18 protein-coding genes are annotated in these 25,691 nt (G+C 51.3%); 1 reads left to right on the top strand and 17 read right to left on the bottom strand.

The features are described 5' to 3' along the window. Positions 1–7: 7 nt before the first annotated feature. The 13 genes from BM412_RS03155 to BM412_RS03095 form a co-directional block, all read right to left on the bottom strand. Positions 8–2,755 (bottom strand): alpha-mannosidase, encoded by a 2,748-nt coding sequence (locus tag BM412_RS03155; protein WP_091213835.1) that lies wholly within the window; start codon positions 2,753–2,755, stop codon positions 8–10. 64 nt (positions 2,756–2,819) lie between these two features. Continuing rightward, complete coding sequence (locus BM412_RS03150) at positions 2,820–4,436, bottom strand: ABC transporter substrate-binding protein (protein WP_091213834.1); 1,617 nt, start codon at positions 4,434–4,436, stop codon at positions 2,820–2,822. A gap of 70 nt (positions 4,437–4,506) precedes the next feature. After that, positions 4,507–5,394: a carbohydrate ABC transporter permease gene (locus tag BM412_RS03145; protein WP_091213832.1), complete on the bottom strand. Its 888-nt coding sequence runs from the start codon at positions 5,392–5,394 to the stop codon at positions 4,507–4,509. A 37-nt stretch (positions 5,395–5,431) separates the two neighbouring features. Continuing rightward, positions 5,432–6,322, bottom strand: a complete 891-nt coding sequence (locus BM412_RS03140; RefSeq protein WP_371264705.1) for an ABC transporter permease — start codon at positions 6,320–6,322, stop codon at positions 5,432–5,434. A gap of 328 nt (positions 6,323–6,650) precedes the next feature. Further along, a complete protein-coding gene (gene hutG / locus BM412_RS03135; RefSeq protein WP_091213827.1) occupies positions 6,651–7,619 on the bottom strand; it encodes a formimidoylglutamase in 969 nt (322 codons plus the stop codon). Then, positions 7,616–8,920: an imidazolonepropionase gene (gene hutI / locus BM412_RS03130; protein ID WP_091220129.1), complete on the bottom strand. Its 1,305-nt coding sequence runs from the start codon at positions 8,918–8,920 to the stop codon at positions 7,616–7,618. The genes hutG and hutI overlap by 4 nt, the downstream gene beginning before the upstream one ends. Positions 8,921–8,955: 35 nt before the next feature. Further along, the gene (gene hutU / locus BM412_RS03125) at positions 8,956–10,629 is read right to left on the bottom strand and encodes a urocanate hydratase (protein ID WP_091213824.1); all 1,674 of its coding nucleotides are present in this window, start codon (positions 10,627–10,629) and stop codon (positions 8,956–8,958) included. A gap of 28 nt (positions 10,630–10,657) precedes the next feature. Then, positions 10,658–12,223 (bottom strand): histidine ammonia-lyase, encoded by a 1,566-nt coding sequence (gene hutH, locus BM412_RS03120; RefSeq protein ID WP_091213822.1) that lies wholly within the window; start codon positions 12,221–12,223, stop codon positions 10,658–10,660. A gap of 241 nt (positions 12,224–12,464) precedes the next feature. Beyond that, on the bottom strand, positions 12,465–14,246 hold the full coding sequence (locus tag BM412_RS03115) for a cache domain-containing sensor histidine kinase (RefSeq protein WP_091213819.1): 1,782 nt from the start codon (positions 14,244–14,246) through the stop codon (positions 12,465–12,467). Beyond that, positions 14,236–15,807, bottom strand: coding sequence for a response regulator (locus tag BM412_RS03110; RefSeq protein ID WP_091213816.1), 1,572 nt, complete (start codon positions 15,805–15,807; stop codon positions 14,236–14,238). The genes BM412_RS03115 and BM412_RS03110 overlap by 11 nt, the downstream gene beginning before the upstream one ends. A 122-nt stretch (positions 15,808–15,929) precedes the next feature. Then, the gene (locus BM412_RS03105) at positions 15,930–17,018 is read right to left on the bottom strand and encodes a WG repeat-containing protein (RefSeq protein WP_091213813.1); all 1,089 of its coding nucleotides are present in this window, start codon (positions 17,016–17,018) and stop codon (positions 15,930–15,932) included. Positions 17,019–17,175: 157 nt separating this feature from the next. Next, entirely contained in the window at positions 17,176–17,943 is a 768-nt protein-coding gene (locus tag BM412_RS03100; RefSeq protein ID WP_091213810.1) for a sugar phosphate isomerase/epimerase family protein, read from the bottom strand. 18 nt (positions 17,944–17,961) lie between these two features. Further along, positions 17,962–19,017, bottom strand: coding sequence for a Gfo/Idh/MocA family protein (locus BM412_RS03095; protein ID WP_177245636.1), 1,056 nt, complete (start codon positions 19,015–19,017; stop codon positions 17,962–17,964). 245 nt (positions 19,018–19,262) lie between these two features. Here BM412_RS03095 and cysC point away from each other — a divergent pair, with 245 nt between their 5' ends. Then, positions 19,263–19,874: an adenylyl-sulfate kinase gene (gene cysC / locus BM412_RS03090; protein WP_091213806.1), complete on the top strand. Its 612-nt coding sequence runs from the start codon at positions 19,263–19,265 to the stop codon at positions 19,872–19,874. Between the two features lie 780 nt (positions 19,875–20,654). Here the strand turns inward: cysC and BM412_RS03085 are convergent. The 4 genes from BM412_RS03085 to BM412_RS03075 form a co-directional block, all read right to left on the bottom strand. Further along, complete coding sequence (locus tag BM412_RS03085) at positions 20,655–22,460, bottom strand: ABC transporter ATP-binding protein (protein ID WP_091213803.1); 1,806 nt, start codon at positions 22,458–22,460, stop codon at positions 20,655–20,657. Positions 22,461–22,475: 15 nt separating this feature from the next. Further along, entirely contained in the window at positions 22,476–23,411 is a 936-nt protein-coding gene (locus tag BM412_RS03080) for a phosphoenolpyruvate carboxykinase (ATP) (protein ID WP_091213800.1), read from the bottom strand. 117 nt (positions 23,412–23,528) lie between these two features. Beyond that, positions 23,529–23,669 carry a paeninodin family lasso peptide gene (locus BM412_RS31760; RefSeq protein WP_143111554.1) on the bottom strand — a complete coding sequence of 47 codons (141 nt, stop codon included), beginning with the start codon at positions 23,667–23,669 and terminating at the stop codon, positions 23,529–23,531. Between the two features lie 29 nt (positions 23,670–23,698). Further along, entirely contained in the window at positions 23,699–25,639 is a 1,941-nt protein-coding gene (locus tag BM412_RS03075; protein WP_091213797.1) for an asparagine synthase-related protein, read from the bottom strand. Positions 25,640–25,691: the final 52 nt, after the last annotated feature.

The following is a 25,691-nucleotide window of genomic DNA, read 5'->3' as shown; positions in this document are numbered from 1 at the left end:
CTCCCTCTTATCCTTGATTTAGCCGCTCCTGAACCTTAATCGTGACCAGCTCCCCGGCTTGCATCGCAATGCCTGCTGCTGCTGCGTCATCTGCCTTTTCCTTCAAACGCTCATCCAGAAAGGCGGGGCAGACGTCCAAATCCCCGGCGAGGAGCTCACCTTTTACTAGCAGATGTCCTGACTGTCCCGGATTCCATAGACGGGCTATCCAACCATCGCCGTCCTCAGCTTGTTTCAAACAGCTCATGAATGGATTGCTGTCCGATGTCGACTGGAGCGAAATAAGGGAGCCCTGCGATGGCCAATTCCCATCATGCTGCAACGAGGCTTCCACTACTAGCGATGTGCGAAAATCCGAAGCTTTTCCCAAACATTGTCCTTGCCGCCAATCCCCTTCATGAGGAATTAACGCATATTCGAACCGATGCGACCCTTGACACTGTCCGCCCGGAGCCGGATAGTTGGCGCCGGCTGCTTGCCCGATGCTGCCTGCCGACCTGACCAAGGTAAGCTGCACGGAGGTCCCTCTATCGCCGCTGCCGCGAAAAGCTTCATAAGCCGGAAGACCTTTTGTCGAAAGGCACAGTCCTTCACGCCCATCCGAAACATCAATAAATTCCTGAAACGGCTCATCTCTCCATTCCCCGCCGCATTCTCGCACGCGCCGGTCCACCACATGAAAATGATCATAGGCAGCTACCGTTCCCGTATGCAGTCCCGTATCGAACACGACGCGCAGCATGTGGTCCTTGCAGGTATTATCGATTTCGAGGGCTAGGTCCAGCCTCTCCACATTCGCATAAAGCGTGGCCGTCATCGTGATCGGAAGGCTGGCTACTGCCGATGAGCGTTTCCCGTCTTGAATCGTTTTGGGCAGCTCCCAAGTCAATTCGGCCTTGTAGACAATGCGATCTTCAAAATGTTCCTGCAGCCGCCACCCGGTTCCTGTCCCGGTTCCAGCGCTGCATGCTCTGGAATCGCGTTCATCATACTCCGCAAATTCATGATGGTCGTACAAATCTCCCGTTTCTTCCCGATCGAGCAAATAGTTAAGCTGCCGATACTCCTTCCCCGTACGCTTATAGAGAAGGTCAAACGTCCCATCCTCATGGAAACGAACTCGAATCGCATCGTTTTCCATGCCATTCTCGCATACAGAAACTACCGGACGAGCTGCTAATGCTAATGCTTCCACAGATGCTGCTTCCTTGTTCGTCGAACCGGGCTTGATCCAATAGCACCGGTATCCCATTGCCGGAACACTTTCCGCGACAAAATCAATCTCCAATACCGTAAACACCTGATTGGTTGAGCGAGTATCCTCGCTCGTCTTCGAAATCAATACCGCCAGCATGTCGGCGGTCATATATTCGCTTTCCAAGTCTTTATTTTTATCCACGACATGGCGTATTCTCGCAGGAATGGTCTGACCCTTCTCGTCGACAAGCGTATAGACATCATGCTTGAATCGCTTCGGAACGCGCACATGACGCTTCACCGGCCCCGTATGCAGGCGACCAAGCGGATTCACCACTACAATTGCAATCGCAGTTTCTTCTTGAGAAGCCGTGTTTATGGCAGTAAGCAATTGATGAAGCCCGTCCTTGATCAGATAGGCGCCCGTGTGCTCGATTTCCTCGAAGCGATTTCGCATATCCTTGTGAACCTGATCCAGGCTGCAGCCGCAGATCGAATCATGCGGATGATTGGCAAGCAGCAGCTTCCATAGGTTCTGAATGAGCCCCTTCGGATAGGCAACGCCGCTCGCAATTGAAGCCATGACCCATAAGGGCTCTACTAATCGCTGCAATAGAATTTCGCTGGCATCGTTCTGCTGCTTCAAGCCCATATGAGAGGATAACGTCCCTACCAAATCCATCGGAAGGTCGTCGGATCCCCTCATCTCTCCGGCATAAGTGGACAATCGAACTGCTGCTGCCGAAACTGCAGCAAGATAATCTTCGGGCATTGCGTACCGAATCTCATAATCCTCTTGATGCTGATTGATATAATCAACAATCCCGGGTAATGAAGGCCGGGGTTCCATATGGTCAATGCCAACGGACATGTACAGATTGGATGTCGCGGCTTTATCGAGCTGCTTCTGCGCTTCATCAAGGAAGCTGCCAAGCGTCGACTGCGCGTCGGGCTCAAGCGACGAAGGCTGGCTGATGTCGCTCCAAATATCCGGATAGCTCAGGAATACCCCATGGCTATACCCGTGGTTGGCCGCCAAAACCTTCGAACCCGCAGGACCCTCCCACCAGAATTCATACTCGGCAAGTTCTTTATCCCAGCTGGGCCGCCCGCGTCCAAACGTAGCATATTGAATGCCGAAACCATTCAATATCATCGGCAGGCTCGCAATACTCCCGAAGGAATCCGGCACATAACCGAGCATCATGGGCCTGCCTCGCATTTGCCGAATCAAATCCATGCCGATCAGCAAATTCCGAATCGTGGACTCTCCATTCTCCAGAAATTGATCGGCGAGCACGTACCAAGGTCCGGTAACCAGCCTGCCGGTCGCCATCAGAGCGGCTATCCGTTCCCTTTGCTCCGGTTTGATGGCTAAGTAATCTTCAAGCACAATGGCTTGCCCATCGAGCAGAAACCGGTAGGTCGGATGTTCGTCCATGATGCGCAGCAGCCGATCGATCAAATGAACCAAACGAACCTGAAATTGCCCTTTCGTCATGACCCATTCGCGGTCCCAATGCGTGGTTGGTGTAAGGAACATGGTTTTCTTATCCATTTGAACCTCCGTTTGTTCAAAAAAAGGGCTGCTACCTTCCGGGAGCAGCCCTCTTCCGTTATGATTACTGCGCTTGCTTGGATGCAACGAATGCCGCAGCTTGCTTCTTCACTTCCTCGAATACTTTCTCGGCGCCGGCTTTTTTGTATCTTTCGATCAGGTCGGCTACTGCGGCGTCTACGTCTTTCACCAGACCCATTTGGATCGGTGCAGAGTACTGCTTATCGATGTTCACGATATTGGCGAGCTCTGTTTTAATGTTTGTTGTGTCGATATTGAAGCCGTTCAGCAAGTATGGTGCAGCTTTCTCAAGGAGCGCTTTCTTCGTGTCGATGTATTGCTGCGTATAGCTCTCAAGCGGGGGCCATTGGTCACGGTTGTTAGACCACCAGCCTGCGCCGTACATCGGATACGGATTCGGATCGGCTTGAGCGACAACCAGCTTGCCATCGCCATTAAGCGTATAGTTTTTGCCTTCGATACCGAATGCGAGCAGCATGTTATAAGCTTTGTCTTGGTGCAGCAGGTCGATCGCCATGAGCGCTCTTTCGTAGTTCTTCGTTTTCGGCGAGAATGCGAAACCGTTGCCTGTAGCAGGACGCGTCATGACAACGCCGCTGTCTGTCAGGTTGTTGACCGCGCCAAGCTCCCAGCCTTTAGCGATCATGTCGGAGCTGTATTGCGCATAGTTTTCGAAGGCGTTTGCCCAATAGCCGGATTTGCCTTCTTTGGCAAGATCAGCCGCAGCCGTCTTCTGTGCGAAAGCGTTCTTAGGCAGCAACCCTTTGTCCGCCCAATCCTTCATCGTTTTGGCAGCGTCGATAAACTTCGCTTTGAACGCATCGTCGAGTAAGCCCGTAATCGTATAGTTCGTATCATCCGGGAAGAAACCGGTGATATACGGAGCTTCTTTAATAACGTAGTTCTTCATCAAGCCGCCGAAGATGCCTTGAATATCTGAGGCAGAACCGTCGACAGGAAGCATGCCTTTTTCATTGTCTTTCAGCGCTTGGAAGTAAGGTCCCAAGTCTTTGAACGTTTTAATTTCAGGTACATTGTACTTTTTGCGAAGATCTTCACGGATGAAGCCTGTACCAACGTCCAATTCCTTGAACGTTTGCGGAATCATGTAGATTTTGCCGTTTACGCGGGCATCCGTCCATTGGCCTTCGGACGTAGCTGATGCCGTCAATGGCATAAACTTGTTTACGTCGTCAATCGTAATTTCGTGATAACCGCCTTTGGAAGCGTTGGAGCCGTAGTTGACGTTACCGAAGATGACGTCCCAATCCTGCGGGGAAGCCAGTACGAGCGGATACTTCGTATTAATGTCGGCGAACGGAATATAAGTCAATTCAATGGTCGCGTTAATGTCTGCTTCGAGCTTCTTGTTGACTTCGGCCATGACCGCTTCGTTATCCTTCGGAGCTTCGCCGAGAAGAACGAATTTCAGCGTCACTTTATCCAATTGCGGTTTCTCTGTGTTGTCGGCAGCTGTGTTGTCGGCTCCGGCGCTGTTGTCCGTATTGCTGGCCGCTGCGTTGTTCTTCGTCTCATTGGCAGGCGTGTTGTTAGCTGTGTCTTTGTTGCCATTGTCATTCTTGGAACAAGCGGACAAGATTAACGTCAAGCAGAGCATTAGCGATAAACCAAGACTTAGTGCTTTTGATTTCTTGCTCATCTTTGTTTAACCTCCCAATTATTGAATGAACTATGTTAAACCGCCGCGTAGCGGAATTAACCAAACCCACCTATCCTTTGACTGACCCGATCGTAAGACCGGCAACGAAATACTTCTGAACGAACGGGTAAGCGAATACGATCGGCCCCGTCGCGACGACTGTCAGCGCCAGCTTGACGGTTTGCTGCGGCAATTCGATGGCGGATGCGGCTCCGTTATTCTGCAGCATCTGTTTCGCGAAGGTCGTTGAGCTCAGAATTCTGTATAGCGTGTACTGAAGCGGAAACAGGTTGTCTTTGGTAATGAACAGCGTTGCCGTATACCAATCGTTCCAATACCCGAGAGCGATGAACAGCCCGATCGATGCGAGCGCCGGCTTCAGCAGCGGGAACACGACTCTGATAAAAATGGAGAAGTCGTTCGCCCCGTCGATCTTCGCCGATTCGGAGATGGAATCCGGAATGCTGTTCGCGATATAAGTTCTCAGAATCAGGATGTAGATGACGTTAAACATCCCGTTCAAGAGCAGAATCATCATTGTATTTCTTAGCTGCAGATAGTTGGACATCAGCAGATAGTAAGGCACCAAGCCCCCGCTGAACAAGGTCGTAAAGAAGAGGTAGAAGGCCATCCCGTTACGGTATTTCACATCTTTTCTGGCCAGTACGTAAGCAGTCATCGAGGAGAAGAAGATGGATATTCCGGTACCTGCTATCGTAAGAAATATCGTGACCAGATAACTGTGGAAGATCTTCTCGGGCTCCATAAAAATGAATGTATAAGCGCCAAGGTCAAAGGTCCGCGGAAGAAGCGAGTACCCATACTGCAGGATCGAGCTCTCGGATTGGAAGGATCCCACAAGCAGCATGATGAATGGCAAAATCGTGGCGATGCCAATGAAACCTACGACGATGAATGCGATGATATTAAAGGTGATGACGTCTTTTCCCATTTTCATAGACTTGAACCGCCTTCCCTGCTCGAACCGAGAGTCACTAATAGAGCGCATAATCGCTGTTCCATTTCTTAACGCCCCAGTTTACCGCGTAGATAATGAAGAAGCTAAGCACGGATTGGTACACGCCGCCGGCGGAAGCCATTCCGAAGTCGTTCGCGAATATAAGGGATCGGAAGACGAACGTATCGATAATGTCCGTCGTGTCGGCCAAGAGACCGTTGTCGCCGATAAGTTGGTAGAACATATCGAATTCTCCGCGCATGATTCTGGATAGTCCGAGCAGAACCAGTGTAATGATGGTCGGCTTCAGCATCGGAATGGTAATGTACCAGATTCGTTGGTATAAATTCGCGCCGTCGATCTTGGCGGATTCGTAGCTCTCATGATCGATCCCCATAATCGCCGATAGGTACAGCACGCTGGAGAAGCCGATTCCCTTCCATACATAGAATAGCGGTAGGAGGAAAAGCCATATATTCGGATTGGAGTAAATGTCGACCGGCTCTGCGCCGAGCGACTTCAGCCACGTGTTGAGCGCCCCGTAATCATAGTTGAAGATGTTGTAGAAGAAGGCCGAGACGGTAACCCAAGAGATGAAATACGGCAGGAACATGAACGTCTGCGCCGTCTTCTTGAAGTACTTGCCGACCATTTCCGCAATCAGAATCGCGACGATAACCGATAGAATCGTACTAACCGTCAGAAACACGAGATTGTAAAGCACCGTGTTCTTCGTAACGAGCCACAGCTTGCCGGATTCGAAGAAATATTTGAAGTTTTCGATTCCATTCCATTTGCTTCCGAAGATGCCGCCGTCATAGGAGTACTCCTTGAACGCAATGACGATACCCGGCATTGGAAGATAAGCCAGCACGAGGAAGTAGATCCCCACGGGCAAAAACATCAGATAGAGAATACGGTTTTTCATAATCTCGTACAGGAATCCTTTTTTCTTCAGAACCCTTTGCATTCATCCACCTCTTACCGAATGTCGTTTGTTGGTTACGCTTTCATAATAAAGCGTTTTCATAATCTGTGCTACGAGATAAAATTACGATCCCTTTGCAATCTTACGCAACTTTACCAAGAGAAATTTGTCGACTATACGGCCCATCTTATCATAGGGTGGCGAACAATTGTACAATCCCAGAGTCCTACTCGACAAGAAAGCTTACCGGAATTCCCCCTCCGAGCATGGCTGCTCTTGCGGAAATTCAAGTAAGCTCAGGTTCCTTCTATAGTCACTGATTAGCGGATTATCCGTTGCGATTTGCCATTCCTGCCAAGAAGCTAAGCATAAACTGCACGGCAAGTCGAGAGGTCACGTTGCGTACGTCCACGGCTGGGTCTATGCAAACAAAATCGATCCCCTTCACCTGGGGTAAAGCTCCGAGTCGATGCAAGGCATCAAGCGCGTCCCAAGGATGCAGCCCCCCTGTCCCGATAGCCGGACAGCCCGGCGCATAAGCCTGATCGATGACGTCTACGTCGAAGCTGACATAGATCGCTTCCGTTCCGTCGCCGGCATGCGCGAGCGCTTGATCGATGACCGGATCGATGCCCATGCGACGCACATCGCGCGAGGAGAATACATGCACGCCATGGCTTTTCACATAGTCGTGATACGGCTTCGCATTCATAAATCCTCGGATACCGATTTGCGCGATATTCCGTCCATCGACGACACCGGACTCCAAGATCCCTCGGAAAGGGGTACCATTCGTAACGCCGCCGTCTTCGAAATTACGAACGTCATGGTGCGCGTCGAAATGAATAATCCCCACTTTCTTGCCCGGATAACGCCGGGAGAAAGCTTTAATAGAGGGGCAGCTTATCGAATGATCCCCGCCCAATAGGATCGGTACGATAGAAGGCTGAGCCCTGTAGATCGCGTTCATGCTTTCCTCGATGCGGCGGTGGCATTCCGCGATATCCGTAACATGCATCTGAATGTCGCCGAGGTCGCGGACGGCCATGTCCTGCAGATCAACGTCATATTCAAGCGAGTAGGTCGTGAACGACTTGAACGCCGTACGAATCGCCGCAGGCGTCGTCGAAGCACTGGATATCGAGATGGAAGGCTTGGAGAGCGGTACTCCGATGATCCCCGCCAGCAATTGTTCCTTGCCATCCCACTCTCGGATCCAATGCGCGACCTTTGTCTCCAGATGGTCTCTAAACACGGCCTGATCCGGTCTTTTCAGAAAAGGGATCTCCCGGCTCATGGAAGCGTCCCCTCCTTCTTGGCTTGCAACGGGACGATTTGCCGATCCCAAACGGCGACATTCCCGTTCTTGATCACGCCGTACGTGTGGTTGATGCCGAAATGATAGGGCAAATAAGCAAGGTTCGGCGCGTCGAATAGCGTGAGATCTGCGTGCTTCCCTACCTCAATCGAGCCAATCTGATTACCTCGGCCAATCGCATTTGCCGCATTGATCGTGCAGGCCGTCAGAATCTCCTCCGGCGTCATCTTCAAGTTGAGCGAGGCGAGCATGATGACGAGTTGAATGGATTCGGTCGGACAGGATCCCGGATTATAATCGGTTGACAGCGAAACCGGAAGGTTGAATCGATCAATCATGTCCCGCGCCCTGGCATGCTTGTTAAGTCCAAGGTTAAACGAAGTGCCGGGTAACAGCACCGGGATGACGCCGTTTGACGCAAGCATCCGCAAGCCTTCGTCGGATGCCGCCAGCAGATGCTCCGCGGAAATCGCGCCGACTTCCCCCGCTAATTCGGTTCCGCCGAGCGATTCGATTTCATCGGCATGAATTTTGGGAAGCAGTCCGAGACCCCGCCCTTCGAGCAATATACGACGGGATTGTTCTACGGTAAAAACCCCATGTTCGCAAAAAACGTCGCAAAACTCCGCCAAGCCTTGTTGCGCCACTTCGGCAAGCATGTCGCAGACGAGGTCTACGTAATCGTGAGTCCTGCCTTTATACTCGGGCGGTACTGCATGGGCACCCATGAACGTTGAAACGACGTCAATCGGATGTATTTCGTTTAGCCGTTTCGCCGTACGCAGCTGCTTGAGCTCATCATCTAAGGTTAGGCCATACCCGCTCTTCGCTTCCACCGTCGTAACTCCTTGCATGAGCATGATATCCAAGCTTCGATACGCCTTGTCATATAATTGCTGCTCGCTCGACGCCCGGGTAGCTTGAACGGTGCTTAGGATGCCGCCGCCTTGAGCCAGAATATCCAAATAAGGAACGCCGGCACGCTTAAGCGCGAGTTCATGCTCCCTCGAGCCGCCATGTACGAGATGCGTATGCGGATCAACGAGACCAGGCGTAACCAGATATCCGCGAGCATCCAGCGTCTGCGCAATTTCTACGCCTTGCAGCCGGTTTGTCACGTCTTCTTCGGAACCGACGAGCGCTATTCGCCCGCCTTGTATCGCGATCGCGGCGTTTGTAATCTCTCGGAGCTCCTTCATCTCTCCTCCGTAACGAGGTGCGTTCCCGATAGGAGTTATCAAACGGCCGATTCCTGTAACCAGTAAGTCTATCCGTTCTATGATCGTCACGCTCCTTAAGGTTATTGCGTTATCGCCTACTCGCGCATCGGGATGCGGATTCCATGTTTCTCCGCGCTGTCGACGGCTTTCTCGTAACCGGCATCGACGTGACGGATGACGCCCATTCCCGGATCAGACGTCAACACGCAGCGCAGGCGTTCCGCTGCTTCGTCGGTGCCATCGGCAACGACAACCATGCCTGCATGCAAGGAGTAACCCATTCCAACGCCTCCTCCATGATGGACGGATACCCAAGATGCGCCTGCCGAGGTGTTGATGAGCGCGTTCAGAATCGCCCAGTCGCCAACCGCATCCGACCCGTCTTTCATCGCTTCCGTCTCCCGGTTCGGCGATGCCACGGAGCCGCAGTCCAGATGATCGCGGCCGATCACGACCGGGGCTTTCAACTCCCCGCTCTTCACCATCTCGTTGAGCGCGAGACCGAACTTTTCCCGTTCTCCGTAACCGAGCCAGCAGATACGTGCCGGAAGACCTTGAAACGCTACGCGTTCGCGCGCCATCTCAATCCAGCGGCGAAGATGATCATTCTCCGGAAACATGCGGAGAACAAGCTCATCCGTCTTGCGAATGTCCTCGGGGTCGCCGGAGAGCGCTGCCCAGCGGAAAGGGCCTTTGCCTTCGCAGAACAGAGGACGGATATAGGCAGGCACGAAGCCGGGAAAGTCGAAGGCATTCGCAATCCCTTCATCGAACGCGACTTGACGGATGTTGTTCCCGTAATCGAACACGACCGAGCCGAGCCGCTGCAAGTCGAGCATCGCCTGAACATGGATTGCCATGCTTGCCTTGGACAGCTTCATGTATTGCTCCGGATTACTCGCTCGCAGTGCCGCCGCTTCTTCCAAGGAATAACCGGCCGGAATGTAACCAACAAGCGGATCATGCGCGGAGGTTTGGTCCGTCACGAAATCCGGCTTGATGCCGCGGCGCACGAATTCCGGATAAATATCCGCCGCGTTCCCCAACAGGCCAATGGCTAGCGCTTCTCCTTCCGATGCCGCTTTGTTCGCCAATGCCAAGGCTTCGTCCAGCGTTTCCGCGAGAACATCGCAGTACCTCGTTTGAATGCGCCGTGCGATACGCGCGCGATCGACTTCGACAGCGATGACGACGCCTTCGTTCATCGTGACGGCCAGCGGCTGCGCGCCGCCCATGCCGCCTAGCCCCGCCGTCAAAGTCAGCGTGCCTTTGAGCGTACCGCCTGCATGTTGACGGGCGGCTTCGGCAAAGGTTTCGTACGTCCCTTGCAAAATCCCCTGGGTCCCAATATAAATCCAGCTGCCAGCAGTCATTTGACCGTACATCATCAGCCCCTTCTGCTCCAGCTCGCGGAAGTGCTCCCAAGTTGCCCATTTCGGTACGAGTACGGAGTTGGATAACAGTACGCGTGGAGCGCGTTCATGGGTTCTGAAGACGCCGACCGGCTTACCGGATTGGATCAGCAGCGTTTCGTCGTTCTCTAATCGCTGCAGCTCGCGCACGATGGCGTCATAGGATGGCCAGTTGCGTGCTGCTTTGCCGATGCCGCCGTAAACGACCAGTTCTTCCGGACGCTCCGCAACCTCAGGATCGAGATTATTCATCAGCATGCGGAGTGCCGCTTCCTGCACCCAACCTTTGCAAGACATTTCCGTACCGCGCGGCGCTCGGATTACGCGTTTTGGTTCCGGTTGATTATACGTAGTCATCTCGGATCCTCCCCTAGAACATGATTGACTAATACAGTGGTCCGGTAATGGCTTCCACCGCGACCAGAAATTCGCCGGACAGCAATGCGTTCGCTGTTCTTTCAATATCGGCCGAAGTGGAACGGTCATCCACAACCGGCGGAACGAGGGTTCTCAGCTTCTCGTATAACGCACGCGTTGCGGGAGCTAACCCGTCTGCCCCGATAAACTCGGCTGCCTCGGCGGCACAGATCAATTCAATCGCAAGCACCTTGGAAACGTTGTCAACTACCTGTACCGCATGTCTGGCAGCCGTTGTCCCCATGGAAACGTGATCCTCCTGGTTGGCCGATGACGGAATCGAATCTACGCTTGCCGGATGGGCGAGTACCTTATTCTCCGAAACGAGCGATGCACTTACATATTGCGTTATCATCAAGCCTGATCCGATACCCGGGTTGCGACTAAGGAAAGGCGGCAGGCCACCGGATAACGCCGGATTGACGAGCCGTTCGGTTCGGCGTTCCGAAATATTCGCAAGCTCACTCATCCCGATTTTCAGAAAATCCATGGCAAACGCGATCGGTTGGCCATGGAAATTGCCTCCCGAGATGACCTGCCCATCTTCCGGGAATAAGAGCGGATTATCGGTAGCGGAATTGATTTCGATCGTCAGTTTATCCCGCACATAATCAAGCACTTGGCGAGTAGCCCCATGCACTTGCGGCAGGCAGCGAAGCGAATAAGCATCTTGTACCCGGATCTCTCCCTGCCGCGTCGTTAGTTTACTGCCTTTCAACAGCGTACGGAGATTCTTGGCTACGCCGATTTGTTCCGGATAAGGCCGTGCGAGGTGCACTTCCTCAGCGAATGCTTCCGGGATCCCGCGCAAGCTTTCCAAAGTCAGCGATGCGATCGCGTCTGCGATTTGGGCCAATCGCTGTGCTTTCATGAAGGTAAGCGTGCCGATCGAGGTCATGATCTGGGTACCGTTGATGAGCGCTAACCCCTCTTTTGCCTGCAAGGTGATGGGTTTCAGCCCTGCTTGGGCCAGCGCCTCAGCGCCCGAAAGCCGCTCCCCTTGATAGAATGCCTCCCCTTCGCCCATCAGCACGAGCGCCAGATGGGAAAGCGGCGCTAAATCACCGCTGGCGCCGAGCGAGCCTTGCTCGGGTACAACGGGATGCACGCCTAAATTGATGCAATCGATCAGCAATTGCAGCGTGACCGGACGAATGCCGGAATACCCTTTGGCAAGCGCATTGGCGCGCAGAAGCATGAGCGCCCGAACCGTTGCTTCCGGCAAGGGGCTGCCTACCGCGCAGGCGTGACTGCGAATTAAGTTGATTTGCAGCTTCGCGGCGTCTTGAGGGGAGATATGCACATCGCTGAATTTACCGAAACCCGTACTTACGCCATAAACGACTTTGCCGGCGGCAACCAGCTCTTCCACCATTTCACGGCATCTGCTCACGCGCTCGGCCGCATCCGCACACAATGTGACCGCTCTGGAATCCAATGCCACTTCCGTCACCAGTTCAGGTACCAGCTGCTTTCCATCCAATACGACAGGCGTCATGTCAACACCCCTCTCTTGTTGTTCAGCGACTAACATGCCGAGTGATCCCCTTTCTTGCTTTAATATAAGAAAGGGACCGAGCGGAAGCTTTAAGCTTCCACGCGGTCCCTTTTCGAAAAGGGGATATGCGATTGTCCGGTATCATGCTTGCGCCAATACTTCATCGCGACCCACTCGTTTCAGTTGTAGTTTTCGATTCATCTTTAATTGTCACATGCCGGTTTGAATGTTGTCAATGGGTTCTCGCGGACGCAGCACAGGAAATGGGGCCGATGGGTTACCACGGCAGCTCGATGATGACCGTGACGCCCGGGCCATCATTGCGCCGATAAGTGAGTCCATACTCTTCTCCATAAAGCAGCTTAATACGCTTATTGATATTATTTGCGCCATATCCGTGGAAGGGGTCGGTTCGATCCCGGTTGAAAATACGTTCCAGGTTTTCCTGCGAGATGCCCACCCCATCGTCTTTCACCATGATCACGATTTTGCCATGGACGGCATTTGCGCTGATCGTAATGGTCCCTGTCTCGCTTTCCGTCTCCAGAATGCCGTGAATGATCGAATTTTCGACCAAGGGCTGCAGCGTGATTTTGGGCATCGCATGTTCATAGAGCGCTTCCGGAATATCGACCACAAGCGTAATGCCGTTCTTGAACCTCGCGTTCTGAATGTCAATGTAAGCGGCAATATGCTCCACTTCATTGCGCAAGGAGACGATGTCCTCCCCTTTGCTTAAGCTAAGCTTATAGAATTTGGACAGCGATTGGACAAGATCATAGATGCCTTGCTCCTGAATGCGCATCGCCTTCCAGTAAATCAGGTCAAGCGTGTTATAGAGAAAATGCGGATTAATTTGCGCCTGCAGTGCTTTGAGCTCCATCGATTTCACTTCTTGCCCCAGCGCATACTTCTCATCGAGCAGCTGCGTAACCTTGGCGATCATCGATTTGAAGTTCCGCGATAATTCCCCGATCTCATCCTTGCCCTCGTGCTGAATTTGCAGGTCGAAATCGCCCTGCTTCACGCTCTTCATTTGCGAGATCAGACCGCGAATTCTGCGCGTACCGGACGCGGCAGCGAGAAAGGCCAGCGGCAGCAGGAACATCGCAATTAAGAAGGCAATGGCCAGCATCTGCTTCATCGCTTTCTTCTGCGAGCCCAGAATCTCCTTATACGGAGTCAAGCTGACCAAATACCAGTCCGAATCCTCGACCAGCTGCGCCCCGACCAAATACTCCGCATTGTCGAAAACCCGCTTGCCCCAGACCCCTTCCTTGAACTGATCGTTCGTGCTCCCTTTCAGAATGTCCGACTTGAATGACAGCATCCCTGCATTCGCATGGGAGGAATGAACCAAGATCTCGCCCGCCTGATTGATCAGAAATACGGAGGATTCCTTCGTAAACGCTACCCGATCGAGAATCGATTCGAATATACTCTTCGGCATATCGACGCTGAGTACCCCGATCACATTCTGGAAGCTTTCGTTATCGAAGATACTTCTTGCGATTGTAAACGTCGGCGTCTTCTCCTTCTGCAAATCATTCAGCAGAATCATGCTCGGGAATACCTCAAACGTCGTGCTGCTCTTATTCAAATTCGCATACCACGCGGTGGACGAAATCCGATTGGTGCTCATAACGTCATCGGTTTCGTTCGTGCTTGCGACAGCCTGAGAGGTATATAAGCTTGTTTTGATAATGTCTTCGCTTGGCTTCGTAATATAAAATTGCTTGCGGATGCCTTCGACATCGAAGCTCCATAACCCGTAGCTGTTGTAGTAATAGCTGGCGCTCCGATGCAAAATATCTTGGATTTTCTCATTCGAAGCCAGGATGGTTAAGAAGTTCTTGGCGACATATAGCTTAAACTCCATAAACGAACGGCTCTGTTCGAATACTTGCCGGGAGGAATACCTCGCTTGCGTCTCGAGATCCTTAGACGAGATGCGGTAATTCACGATAATAAACAATGTGAATGGAATCGCAAGCAGCAGTAAATATTGCAGGAAAAGCTTATAGTGCATTTTCAAATCGCGGTAGATGTTAACTCTCATAGAGCTGCTTCATCCTATACTCGGATGGTGTGGAGCCCGTGTATTTCTTGAAAAGCGTGGAGAAATAGTTCGTATCCGTGAGTCCGATTTCGGTTGTAATATCGTACAGCTTCTTGTTGCGGTCCTGCAGCAGCCCTTTCGCTTTCTCGATGCGAAGCGCCGTGATGAATTCATTCAGGGTACGGCCGGTCGATTTCTTGAAAAAAGCGCATAAGTACGTTTGACTCAAATACGTATGCTGCGCGATCGTCTGAATCGACAGCTGATTGCTGTCGTAATGGCTTGCGATATACTTCTTGATCTCGTCGATTTTCTCGATGCCGCCTGCCTTGCTCTCCGGCTTCATCATCGTCATTTCGATATTCGAGCGCAGAAACGCGGCAAGCTCGTTAAGGGTAATCCGCGTATCGATTTCACGCCACATATACGTCGTTTCTTGCTCGTCGCCGGAATCGGCAGCATCCCACTGCATCGTCACTTCAAACAGAATCCGCAAATGATTGAAATAGAGGTTTCTGATCTTATTCATGTCGGGGTCCTCGGCGCCGGCGATTGCTTCTGTCAACTGATTGACATAGTCGATTATTGCTTCGGGCGGGTCGCTTCTGAGCATCTTCTTAAAGCGGTTATAAACTCCTTTGTCCAGGTCATAACAGCCGGGCGCAGCAGCATTCGGAAAATAAATCCGATTCGTTCCCGCGTAAAATTGACGTCTCGCTGCTTCCGTCGCCGCCTTGTACGACAAGGAGAATGCATCGGTTCGGACCGTTTGATCGCTGCAGCCCGCAGACAGCGAATAATTCCCCTGCGAAGCCTCTTGAATCCAGTCCAGCATATGCCTGGCGAATGCATCGGCTTTCGCCTGTTGAACCGCGGCTGCATCATTGGCGATGATCGCCAAACATCTGTCTCCCACGAATCCGGCGATATAGCGTAGATCCGTGTTGCTCGGCGCATGATTCAACAGGTGAAGGATTCGCTGCTTGATCAGCGGTTTCTCGTCTTCTGCTGTGGCAGAGGACCAATTAAACAGAAATGTATAGACGCGGAAGGGTTCGCTTGCCGTTAACGGCAAAATGCCGGAGTCGACACGATCCATCCAGACAGACAGATCCGTTTTGTTGCAGATTACATCCACAACGATCTCCTCGCGCCGGTACTGAATATCTACCTTTTGGGTAGCCGCATGTTCAATCTTCTTCACAACTGCGATAAACAGCGTCTTCAGTTGCTCCATGTCGACAGGCTTGTCCAGATAATCGACGGCATGCAGCTGAATCGCCGATTTCAAATACTCCTTGTCCGAGAAGCCGCTAAGGAATACAATCTCGCACTCCGGATAGAGGTTGCGGAACCTCTGTGCCAGCTCAATGCCGTTCATCTTCGGCATGCGAATATCGGTCAGCAATATCGACGGCTTGAACTTCTCTGCAAGCGCAAGCGCCGCAATGCCGTTCTCCGCCGAATGCGCCTCTGTAATTCCCCAATCAGACCAGGGCACTAGCTCCATCAAACTATTTCGCGTCGTTTCTTCATCATCGACGATCATCAAGTTAATCACCCTGCTCCCCCTTCCTGAAATCGCTTTCAAACAACTCTATTATATAACTTAATGTTTCAGAGTGACATAGAAAAACCGCTTACCCCCATCGATGGATGGAAGTAAGCGGCTGTTGTGGCGACTCATAACTGCGGCGGCCATACAATCGTTCCGCTGCGGTTCATATATCCTCGTATATAGTCCCGCGAGTCCGGAACGTTAATATAAACCTCTGCCAACTCCCCGATGAATGAGGCCGCCCATTCGAGCTGCACCTTGATCACGAACTTGCCGGAAGTATTGATAAAGCCGTATTTCTGCCCTGTGCTTGCCGGTGCCAGACCGCCGGAGAAGGTTCCGCCCGCATTAATATTCTGGATGATCTTCTGTCCCTTCTTGTTGATATAGAAGGTTACCCCATTGCGTTCCACGAACGCCAGCCCTTCCGAGAACGGCTGCGCCATCGAGAACTGCGGCTTCAGTATATACTTCCCGGTTTTATCGATATAACCATATTTGCCATTCTCATATACAACTGCTGTTCCGTCAGAGAATGACGCTGCTTGCGTAAAACGCGGAGAGACCACTAGCTTCCCTTGTTTGTTGATATATCCGAACTTGCCGTTGAGGGCCAGTTTAACGGCCGACATTCCCTCCGAGAAGTCCGCGGTGTAACTGAATTGATAAGGAATAACCAACTGCCCCTTCGTGTCGATGAAGCCGGAAGCCTTGCCAAGATTGACTCGGGCAAGCCCCTCCGAGAAGTTGAACGCCATCCTATAAATCGGCTGAATGGCGATCTGTCCTTGGCTGTCCTTATAGCCGTACCGAAGCTCAGTCTTGCCGTTAGCGCCTAGAATCTTTTCCGAATAAATGGCCAGTCCGTCATACATCAAACCGCAACTATTCATCGCACAATCAAACAGCTTGTCTCCCGCAAGGTTATAGTACGTCTGCTTCTTCTCTGCAAGATTCGTGATGACATAAGAGTTTCCCGGCTTGTTGTCGTACCATATGCCGTCATAGATCGGCGCTACTACCGGCTCGCCTTTACTATTGATGAGACCATATTTACCATTTAATTCGACGCGATACAGCCGTTCCTCCGCTGGCTTCTGTTCCGCTGCGATCGGTTTACCCGCGACAGACACTTCTGCCTGTCCGTGCCCCAACCAAGCAAATCCCGTCATTGCAAGCATCATTGCAGCAATGACTGCGACCCTTTTCAGCATGTGATTGCCCCCTATTTTCCAATAACAAGTAGATATCTCAATATCTAGACGCAGCGGGAAGAGAAAAGTGTGCAGCTTGCCTGCAATTAAAAAGAACAGGCTGCCGAGTTATTAGCCCGGCAGCCTGTCCATATTGCTTGTATTTGATCAAGATCTATTAGAGCAAGCCTTTTTCTTTCAAGTTCAAGTAGCTGACTGTCGCCGTCTCGATGCCTGTGAGATTACGCAGCTGATCTTGCTCGACCGTCATCCATTCCACGCCGATTTCGGTAGCTGCTTCGATCGATGCTTGAATGTTGACGACGCCGGTACCGACAGCCGTCCACTTCCCAACCTCGTCTGTACCGTACACATCTTTCAGATGAATGGCCGGAACACGGCCCGCCATCTTGCGAAGGATATGCGCCGGATCCGCGCCGCCGAGCGTAATCCAAGCCACATCCATACGGAAGAACAGATGCTTCGGATCCGTATGCTCAGCCAGAATATCCAGCGAGTATACGCCGTTAAACGTTCTCTCGAATTCATGCGCATGGTTGTGATAGCAGAATCGCAGCCCCTCAGCCGCAAAACGAGCACCTGCCGCATCGTACAATTCAGCATCGCGTAGCAGCTGTTCTCTATTATCAACGACGTCCCACCAGAACGTAACGTCCTTCGTTTGCAGCGCGTGTGCCTCACGAATCAGGCGATCGACTTCCTTCTCGTCGCGAAGCAATTCCTTGCTGGGAACACTATGCGTAGCCACTTGCAATCCCAATTCATGGAATCGCGCGACATTCGCGTCGACATCTCCCTTGAGCAGCTCGCCGCCGCCTTCGATTCCCTTATAGCCGATCTCGGCTACGCGCTTCATCGTACCCCAGAAATCCTGCTTCGCTTCTTCATGAACGATTCCAATTAATCCAAGTTTCGGTCTGGTCATGGTTAGTTTCCCGCTCCTTTATTTCGTGAATTGGCCGTCATTCAGCATAGTGATGAAAGGACTGTCCGTAACGCCGGTAAGCGGAAGCTCTACCCGCGCATTGCGGCGTACCGACTCATATACTGCGAAAATAATTTCCGAAGCGCGAGTTGCCTTCTGATGCGAAGCTTCAGGCTCCGCGCCTGACTCCAAGCAGTCAATCGCATGGCGGACATAACCGATCATTTGATCGGACATCGAGGACAGCTCCATCTCAGGCTTCCAAGACGGATCGTCGTAGTTGATTCCCTTGACGATTTGCCCGTCCCACATTACTTCGATAAAACCTTCGGTGCCAATGACGCGAACGCCGGCCCAGATCTTCGTCATATCCTGACTCGGTTCCCATGTATCGATAGAGCCGGAATAGAGGCTCGCCTGTACGCCGTTCGCGAATAGAATTTGACCGGTCGCGCCGCATTCGGACGGCACGTTGAACCAGTTATATATTTCGGTAGTATCGACTGCCCCAAGCACTGTTTTCGCCGGCGTTTCGTCCATGTAGCTAATCGCTTGATCAAACGTATGGATGCCGCAATCGAGCAGATTAGGCGGAGAATAGAGGTCTAGGCGAAGCACCTGGCCGATTCGGCCTTCTTTGATAAAACGGCGCACCGTTTGATTTCCCTTAGCGAAACGTCGTTGCAGCGAGAAGGTCAGCTGGCAGCCGAACTCGTCTGCGATCTTACCCATCTCTTGGCATTCGCCCCATGTTGCCGACATCGGCTTCTCGCACAATACCGCTTTCGCGCCCGCTTCCGCACAATCGCGGAATACCGGCAGATGCAACGGTGTCCAGAGACAGATGAGAACAACGTCAGGCTTCTCCTTCTCCAGCATTTCCTTGTGGTCGGTATAGATGTTGGCTTGAAAGCCAAACTCATTATTCAGCGTTTCGGCTGATGCGGCTGAAATATCGGACAACGCGACAACCTTTAATCTGCTGTCGGTTTGTACCCCGATCGCATGTTCATGCGCACGTTTGCCGCAGCCGATAAAAGCGACTTTATAAACGGATGATGATGATGAATTCACTTCGTAATCCCTCTCCCTCAAACTCTATTCTCACAGCTAATCTTGCAACGAATTGAAACGTTTCACATACCTCCAGAATACATCAACAGTTGCAGCGCTTTCAACCCAATTTTTTCAAATCTTCGCGTTTTCTTGATGTTCTTTGCACTGCACAAGGAACGGAACAATTTGCCTGTCATGATTCGACTATTTCCTCCATGTTTAATTAATCAGGTGTACAAGTTTTTGGAGGGAGAGAGGAACCGTTGGACCACAAGAGCGACAATATCACATGGCATCACTCTAATATTTCAAGGGATGACCGGCAGAAGAGGAATCGTCACAGAAGCTGTACGTTATGGTTAACGGGCTTATCCGGCTCCGGTAAATCAACGCTGGCGTTTGCACTGGAGAAGGAATTGTATGCCAGAGGTATTGCATCTTATGTACTCGATGGGGACAATATCAGGCATGGACTCAATCGCGACCTCGGGTTCTCTGATGAGGATCGCCAAGAAAACATTCGCAGAATCGGTGAAATCTCGAAGTTGTTCGTGGATGCCGGCTTAGTTGTGCTGGCGGCGTTCATCTCTCCGAACGAGAAAGACCGCAATATGGTGAGAGAGCTGCTTCAACCGGGGGATTTCAACGAAATTTTCGTAAAATGTTCGTTAGAAGAATGCGAGAAGAGAGATCCGAAAGGCTTGTACCGCAAAGCAAGAAGCGGACAGATTCCCAACTTCACGGGGGTAAGCGGTCAGTATGACATCCCGAGAACGCCCGAGCTAATTATAGATACGGAACAGTTAACCGTTGAACAATCCATAGCGGCTATTATCGACTACCTCGAAGAACGAAACTACCTCACCGGCCACTAACCCGAAACTAACTCACTGGCAACTAACCCCCTCTGCTCGAAATAATCTTGATCTGAGAGAGCCACTTGGCTCTCTCTTAACATGTAAAGAACTTTACTGACTCTTACCTCCACCTCCACCTATCTTTCGCTCAATTGCCCGTGTCTCCAGAGGTTTGTCGAATCGATTGATACATTCCCCTGCTAGGCGGAGGGATTCTGTTTATTTAACCGTTAGACTTTGGGGAGCGACTTTCTCGGGCAGCTTTTTCGGGCAACCTTCACTCCCCTGCCGCTGTCAACATCTCCCTAGTGCGTGCCGCTTTAAAGAATTGTAGAGGCCTTTATTTTGTAGAAAAGGGCACTTCGGAATTTCTAACGAATCACAGAAGCCTTATTTTGCAGAAATGGGCACCTTCGAAATTCTAACGAATCACAGAGGGCTTATTTAGTAGTATTAAGCAGAAATGCAGGGGTTTTGGAGCAAATAAGACCTGTACGATTCGTTAGAATTCCAAAACGTGCTTTTTAGGGCAAATAAGACCTGTAAGATTCGTTAGAGCTTTCCTCGAAAATCCAACGAAGCGTACAGGCTTGCTTTATAGGAAGATTTTCTCGTCGCTGGGAATCCAGTGAATCGTACAGGTCCAACCGTTAGACTTTGGTGCAACATTCTCGGGCAACTATCTCTGGGAACCGTCGGACTTCGGGAACGACTTTCTCGAGCGACTTTCTCGGTCAGCCTTCACTTCCACTACTAGGACTCGGATAACAGACCGCGTGGTACCGCCCCACTCCCCCATTAAGGCACAACTTTATCCGATTGAAAATGCAGCAATTTGCTAAACGTGCCTTTCATGTCCGCGGAAAGCTGCTGATAGCCGCCCCGTTGAATCACTTCGCCTTTCTCCAATACAACCACTTGATCCGCGCTGCGTATGGTTGACAGCCTGTGAGCAATGACAATAATGGTCATTCTCCCTCTTAAACGACCAAGCGCGCCTTGTATATGGGCTTCATTCTCGCTGTCTAAGGCACTGGTTGCTTCATCCAGAATCAGAATACTCGGCTTCCTTAATACCGCCCGAGCCAGTACGATCCGCTGCCGTTCCCCGCCTGAAAGCCGAACCCCGCGGTCACCCAGTATGGTATCCAGTCCTTGCGGCAGGTTGCGAACAAATTCATCCGAAGCAGAGAACTGCAGCGCCTCCCACATTTGGGCCTCCGTTGCTTCCGGAGAAGCAATCAACAGATTGTCCCTGATGCTTGCATGGAACAAGAAGGGATCCTGCGAGACATAACTGACAGATCTTCTAAGCGAGAAGTTGTAGTCACTGGCCAAATTGCGTCCATCTACGAGAACCTCTCCTTCATCCGGTTGAATGAGTCCGATGATGATATCGATTAAGGTGCTTTTCCCGGCACCGGATTTTCCAACGATAGCTGTCATTCGATTAACCGGAATGGACAGGTTGATATTCCGTAAAGCGTAAGAGGATTGACCTCCATGATAACGATAAGAGATTCCTCTGCATTCGATGCCTCGCTCCATACGAACCGTTTCTTCGTTTGGCGAATGGGTTTGGACATCCAATTCTTGGGCCATGGCGCAATCCTTCTGAAGATCCGCAAGGCTCTTGAACGCGGGAAGCGATTGGGCAATTTGTTCCCAGTTGGCTTGTAAATTCGAGAACTTCGGCCACAGCCTTGAGAAGATGATGATGATCAGCATGAGCTTCTCGGCCTGCACATGAAACACTTCCAGAGATACGTAAACAAATAGCGTAATAATAATGACGGATGCCACTTTATAAATGTACTGGGACGTAGCCTGCGTTTTCCCAAAGTGAACGAGGTTATGCTCCATTTTGCCGCAAAGCGCGCGAAACCAAGTTAAATGCTGCGCTTCTGAACGATTGCTCTTAATGTCTTTCATCCCGTTAAAATGATCGGTCATCCCGCCCATATAATGCTGAGCAAGCTCGGAGGTTTCATCCCCGATGCTTTTGGACCGTTTAATGAATCGGCTTGCATACACGGCAAGGGCTAATCCGCAGATCAAGACCATAATCGTCAGTTGTGCCGACAACCACAGCGCAAAGCCGATTTGTACCGCTGTGAACAGAATCGTGGTCATTAAACGCATCGCGAGATAAGCGCCTTGGCTGACACGCGACAGCTCGTTGGTCATGATGTTATAGAAATCCGATCTTCTTCGTTGCAGATAGAACGCCCACTTGGCCTGCAGCAACCCCTGATAGATTTCCATTCGGAGATACCTGATAAATCCATGCTGAATTTCCAGATTCAAATGCGTTTGCCTGCGCTGCATATGCGCCTGACCTGCAATCAGCAGAATGAACCCGCCAAGAACAACAAGCAATCTCACTTCGTCCGGTATAGCCTCTAACGGTTTCACCAAGGCGGCAGCGAACGGGATTCCTTCCGTGTTCAACCCCAGAACCCCGATTAAACCAAGCACCGGAATCAACAGAAAGATGCCAATCCCTTCCAGAAAGCTGATTACCATCATGCCGATGAGATTGATATAGAGCTTGCTTCCGGCAAAATGATGCAATTTTTTGATATAGTTCAGCAAATGCTCCAAATTTGATCTCCCCCCTTATCCGTGCGAAATCCGCTTTCCTTCATCAATTGTATTCAAGATTCGGCTTACTAGATCGTCTACGGTAAATCCCTCAGTCGGCCTGCGCAATTGGTACATGTCAATACGATCGGCGATCGATACGGAAGCAGCGAAATGCCACTGCTCCAAGCCTAGCTGAGCGATCAGAAATTGGCGGTAGGTATGATAACGAATGGTAGGTAGTCTCTCCAGCCCTTGGAGATGACGAAACTCCGTTTCCTTCCTGTCTGCCTTCGCAAGTTCAAAGATGCCGGCTAGAGGGACAGGCTCCTTGCAGAACATGGAAGCTACAGGTATCGCATATTTGGTCTCGTACAGCGGAACATAGCGATCGGACTGCATCCCCAGCTTGTCGATGCTTTCCTGCCAAAGCTTCTGCTGCGGGTAAGAGGGAATGACGACGGGGATTCGGTCGCGGTTAAACGTTACGGCAATCACGTCGTCGGTAAGAAGCGTATAGCCGCGTTTTAGAAATGCGGCGGCAAGGGTAGATTTGCCCGCGCCGGAATCGCCGACGAACGCATAAGCCTTGCCGTTAATGACAACGGCGCTTCCGTGCAGGGGCATCAGCTTGCGCTGGAACAGCAGCGCGCCCATGCAGGTGCCGAGCAAGTATAGCCGAACAACGGGATCCTCCGCTCCGATTGTCGGAGAGACAGCGATCCGGTTCCCTCCCCGGACTCTGTAAATGGCCGTGCCTTCTATGTTCAGCATAAGTTCATCGCCGTCAAGAGCATAATAATCGTCGCTGCCGCTGCGCTCGTTCCAGGCTTGACGCAAGTCTTCCTTTTCGAAATAAACATCCGCTTCGCACGCTTGTTCCGGTCCCAGAAGTAGCTCCGGCAAGGCGATTTCGCTTGCTATCGTCAGCCCAAATGCTCTATAAATCGTTCGTTTGACAGCAGGGTTCATCTTCCTCACCTCATTTTCAGTAGAGTATCTACGACTAATTAAGAAGAAACTTGAAGAGGCCCTTATACGCTTTTCTTCGTATAAGGGCTCAAGTGGTATGCCATGTATCAGGTGCTTTTAGGATTCAAAAGCGTGTCCTTTGTTGGAACCTTTGCCGTTCTTGTCCGGGAATACACCGTTCGGTCCACCCATCGTCATGTTAACGTCGAGTACTTCGAGCATCGGTTGTTGCCATTCTTTCCGTGTTTGCTTCTCCATATGTATCACCTCCCTTCAAGCGGAATTAATCACCTAAATTGCTTCAGGAACCGGTAAGCAATCAAGCCACGCATCAATAATCTCGCATCCGGATCGTATGCATGCTCCGGCTTTGGCGCATGGCCGATTTTCTCAAGCGATGCCTTGATTTGACCCACGTTCAAATAATGCGAGGCGATGGGATCCCGGCAAAGCTTCCGAAGTTCTTCGTTAAATACGCCCCATATCGGAATCATGCGATGAACCCAATCCGCTCCTTGAACGCCGTGAATGCGTTGGTTTAACCGTACCTCATCAGGCAAATACGATTCGGTTGCCCTCCGGACTAGCGAACGGTCCATCCCGTTTTGTACATACTGCTCAATCGGCACGGACAGGCAGAAGCGAACCACTCTCGGATCGGAGGTCGGGTCCCTTTCCCAAACGCCATAGCGCAGGGAAAACTTGGTTACAGATGTGCCTTGATGGTTTGAGGTTGCCAAATTTCCGAATTGATAGTCTCTCGCCTCGAATTCATCGAACGAGGCCCCGCCCAAGCCGACGTCATGGTGTTTAAGCTTTTCGAAGACATTTGTTCTTACTGCCAAATCCGGATGGACGAGATTCGGAATTTCGTTCTTCGGTCCCTTGGAGTAAAAAGACCTGGTCGCAAATGGAAAGGCTTGTTTAGCGATAATGGGCAGCAGCCGGGATCTTCCTACATTCATCTGTCTTCCGTATTGCTTTAGCTCGCGGTAAAAATGGAACCAGCGCAGCTTCCTTAGCAGCTTGGCATAGTAGTCCATGGCCGGTCCCCAAGAAACGGAATAATTTCCCCGCGCGCCGTTGAGCAGTATGCCGACCCCATCCAGCCGCGCTTTTTCAAGAATCCCTTTGATCCAGAATGAATTCTCGAAAAACTTATAAGGCGCTTCCAGAAGCCCGACCAAGTCGTCGATTTCCCCGAACGAGTTCCTGTCCGAAAAATCCAAGCTCTTGTGCCTTATATTCCCTACGTGCCGTACCGTTGCCTCAATGTGCGGACTTTCGTCGGGCATCATGCTTCTCGAAGTCCAATCCACGAAATCGGGCGAAGGAACGTAACTGTATGTGTGCAATGGTTTCCCTTCCTTACGCAAGGGGACTGCGGCAAAGCTTATGACTGCGCCCGAATCCAATCCACCGCTTAAACTTGCGCCGACCGAACGGAATGTCCGAATCTTCGACGTTACGGCCTCTTGAAAAACATCGCGAAAAGCTTCCTCGTATTCGCCGTTTGATTTCAGCCGAAGCTGATCCCGGGGTACCTCCAGCGTCTCGTACTGCTCCAGGGTCATTTTACGACCCTCGATCGTAAAGCTGTGTGCAGGGGGAATTTGCTCCATATTCCTGTATACCGACCCGTTCACGTCGACGGAATCGAGAATAATCGGAATGGCCAAAAACTCTGCAAACCATGACTCATTAATCGCCTTCCTGACACCTGTGATCTCGAATAACGGATTGACCGCCGTGCAAAAGGCAAAGTGCCGCTCTTGCCGATGATAATAGAGTGTGCGGTTTCCCAATAAATCGCGTGCTCCGAAAAGAAGGCGCTTCTTCTCGTCCCAGATGACAAAAGCGAAATCGCCGATCAAATAGCGCGGAGCTGCCTTCCCCCACTTCAGGTATGCCGACAAAATAAGCTCACTGTCCGTCATCCCTTTCCGCCGGGAATAATCAATTCGCAGCCGGTTAAACAATTCATCCCGGTTGTCGATGATCGCATCGGCGGTAATGGCCAGTTTATGTACCTCATCATAGAACGGCAGACGTTCATGAACCGATTCCGGTGTAATCCACTGGGCATGGCATCCCAGAAATACGGACCCGCCATACCAGGTTTGTACATCATCGGCCGGGTATCTTTGCAAAGCTTGCATAAGCTTCATGCAATCCTCTATCGATACAGCCTCTTCGTTGCAACAAAGAATACCTGCAATTGCGCTCATGTTTGCCTCCGAGGTGCTTGTCATTCTTTTACGTGCTATCGTGTCATACTTG

It is taken from the genome of Paenibacillus sp. BC26, from assembly GCF_900116125.1.
GTDB lineage: Bacteria > Bacillota > Bacilli > Paenibacillales > Paenibacillaceae > Paenibacillus_Z > Paenibacillus_Z lignilyticus.
Note: the sequence above shows the minus strand (reverse complement) of the source record. Positions and strands in the feature narration are given on the sequence as shown.

Bases quoted from the DNA above. Each gene is read 5' to 3' on its own strand.
- BM412_RS03155 (WP_091213835.1), bottom strand. From the start codon at position 2,755: ATGGATAAGAAAACCATGTTCCTTACACCAACCACGCATTGGGACCGC.
- BM412_RS03150 (WP_091213834.1), bottom strand. From the start codon at position 4,436: ATGAGCAAGAAATCAAAAGCACTAAGTCTTGGTTTATCGCTAATGCTC.
- BM412_RS03145 (WP_091213832.1), bottom strand. From the start codon at position 5,394: ATGAAAATGGGAAAAGACGTCATCACCTTTAATATCATCGCATTCATC.
- BM412_RS03140 (WP_371264705.1), bottom strand. From the start codon at position 6,322: ATGAAAAACCGTATTCTCTATCTGATGTTTTTGCCCGTGGGGATCTAC.
- hutG (WP_091213827.1), bottom strand. From the start codon at position 7,619: ATGAGCCGGGAGATCCCTTTTCTGAAAAGACCGGATCAGGCCGTGTTT.
- hutU (WP_091213824.1), bottom strand. From the start codon at position 10,629: ATGACTACGTATAATCAACCGGAACCAAAACGCGTAATCCGAGCGCCG.
- hutH (WP_091213822.1), bottom strand. From the start codon at position 12,223: ATGTTAGTCGCTGAACAACAAGAGAGGGGTGTTGACATGACGCCTGTC.
- BM412_RS03115 (WP_091213819.1), bottom strand. From the start codon at position 14,246: ATGAGAGTTAACATCTACCGCGATTTGAAAATGCACTATAAGCTTTTC.
- BM412_RS03105 (WP_091213813.1), bottom strand. From the start codon at position 17,018: ATGCTGAAAAGGGTCGCAGTCATTGCTGCAATGATGCTTGCAATGACG.
- BM412_RS03100 (WP_091213810.1), bottom strand. From the start codon at position 17,943: ATGACCAGACCGAAACTTGGATTAATTGGAATCGTTCATGAAGAAGCG.
- BM412_RS03080 (WP_091213800.1), bottom strand. From the start codon at position 23,411: ATGAACCCTGCTGTCAAACGAACGATTTATAGAGCATTTGGGCTGACG.
- BM412_RS31760 (WP_143111554.1), bottom strand. From the start codon at position 23,669: ATGGAGAAGCAAACACGGAAAGAATGGCAACAACCGATGCTCGAAGTA.
- BM412_RS03075 (WP_091213797.1), bottom strand. From the start codon at position 25,639: ATGAGCGCAATTGCAGGTATTCTTTGTTGCAACGAAGAGGCTGTATCG.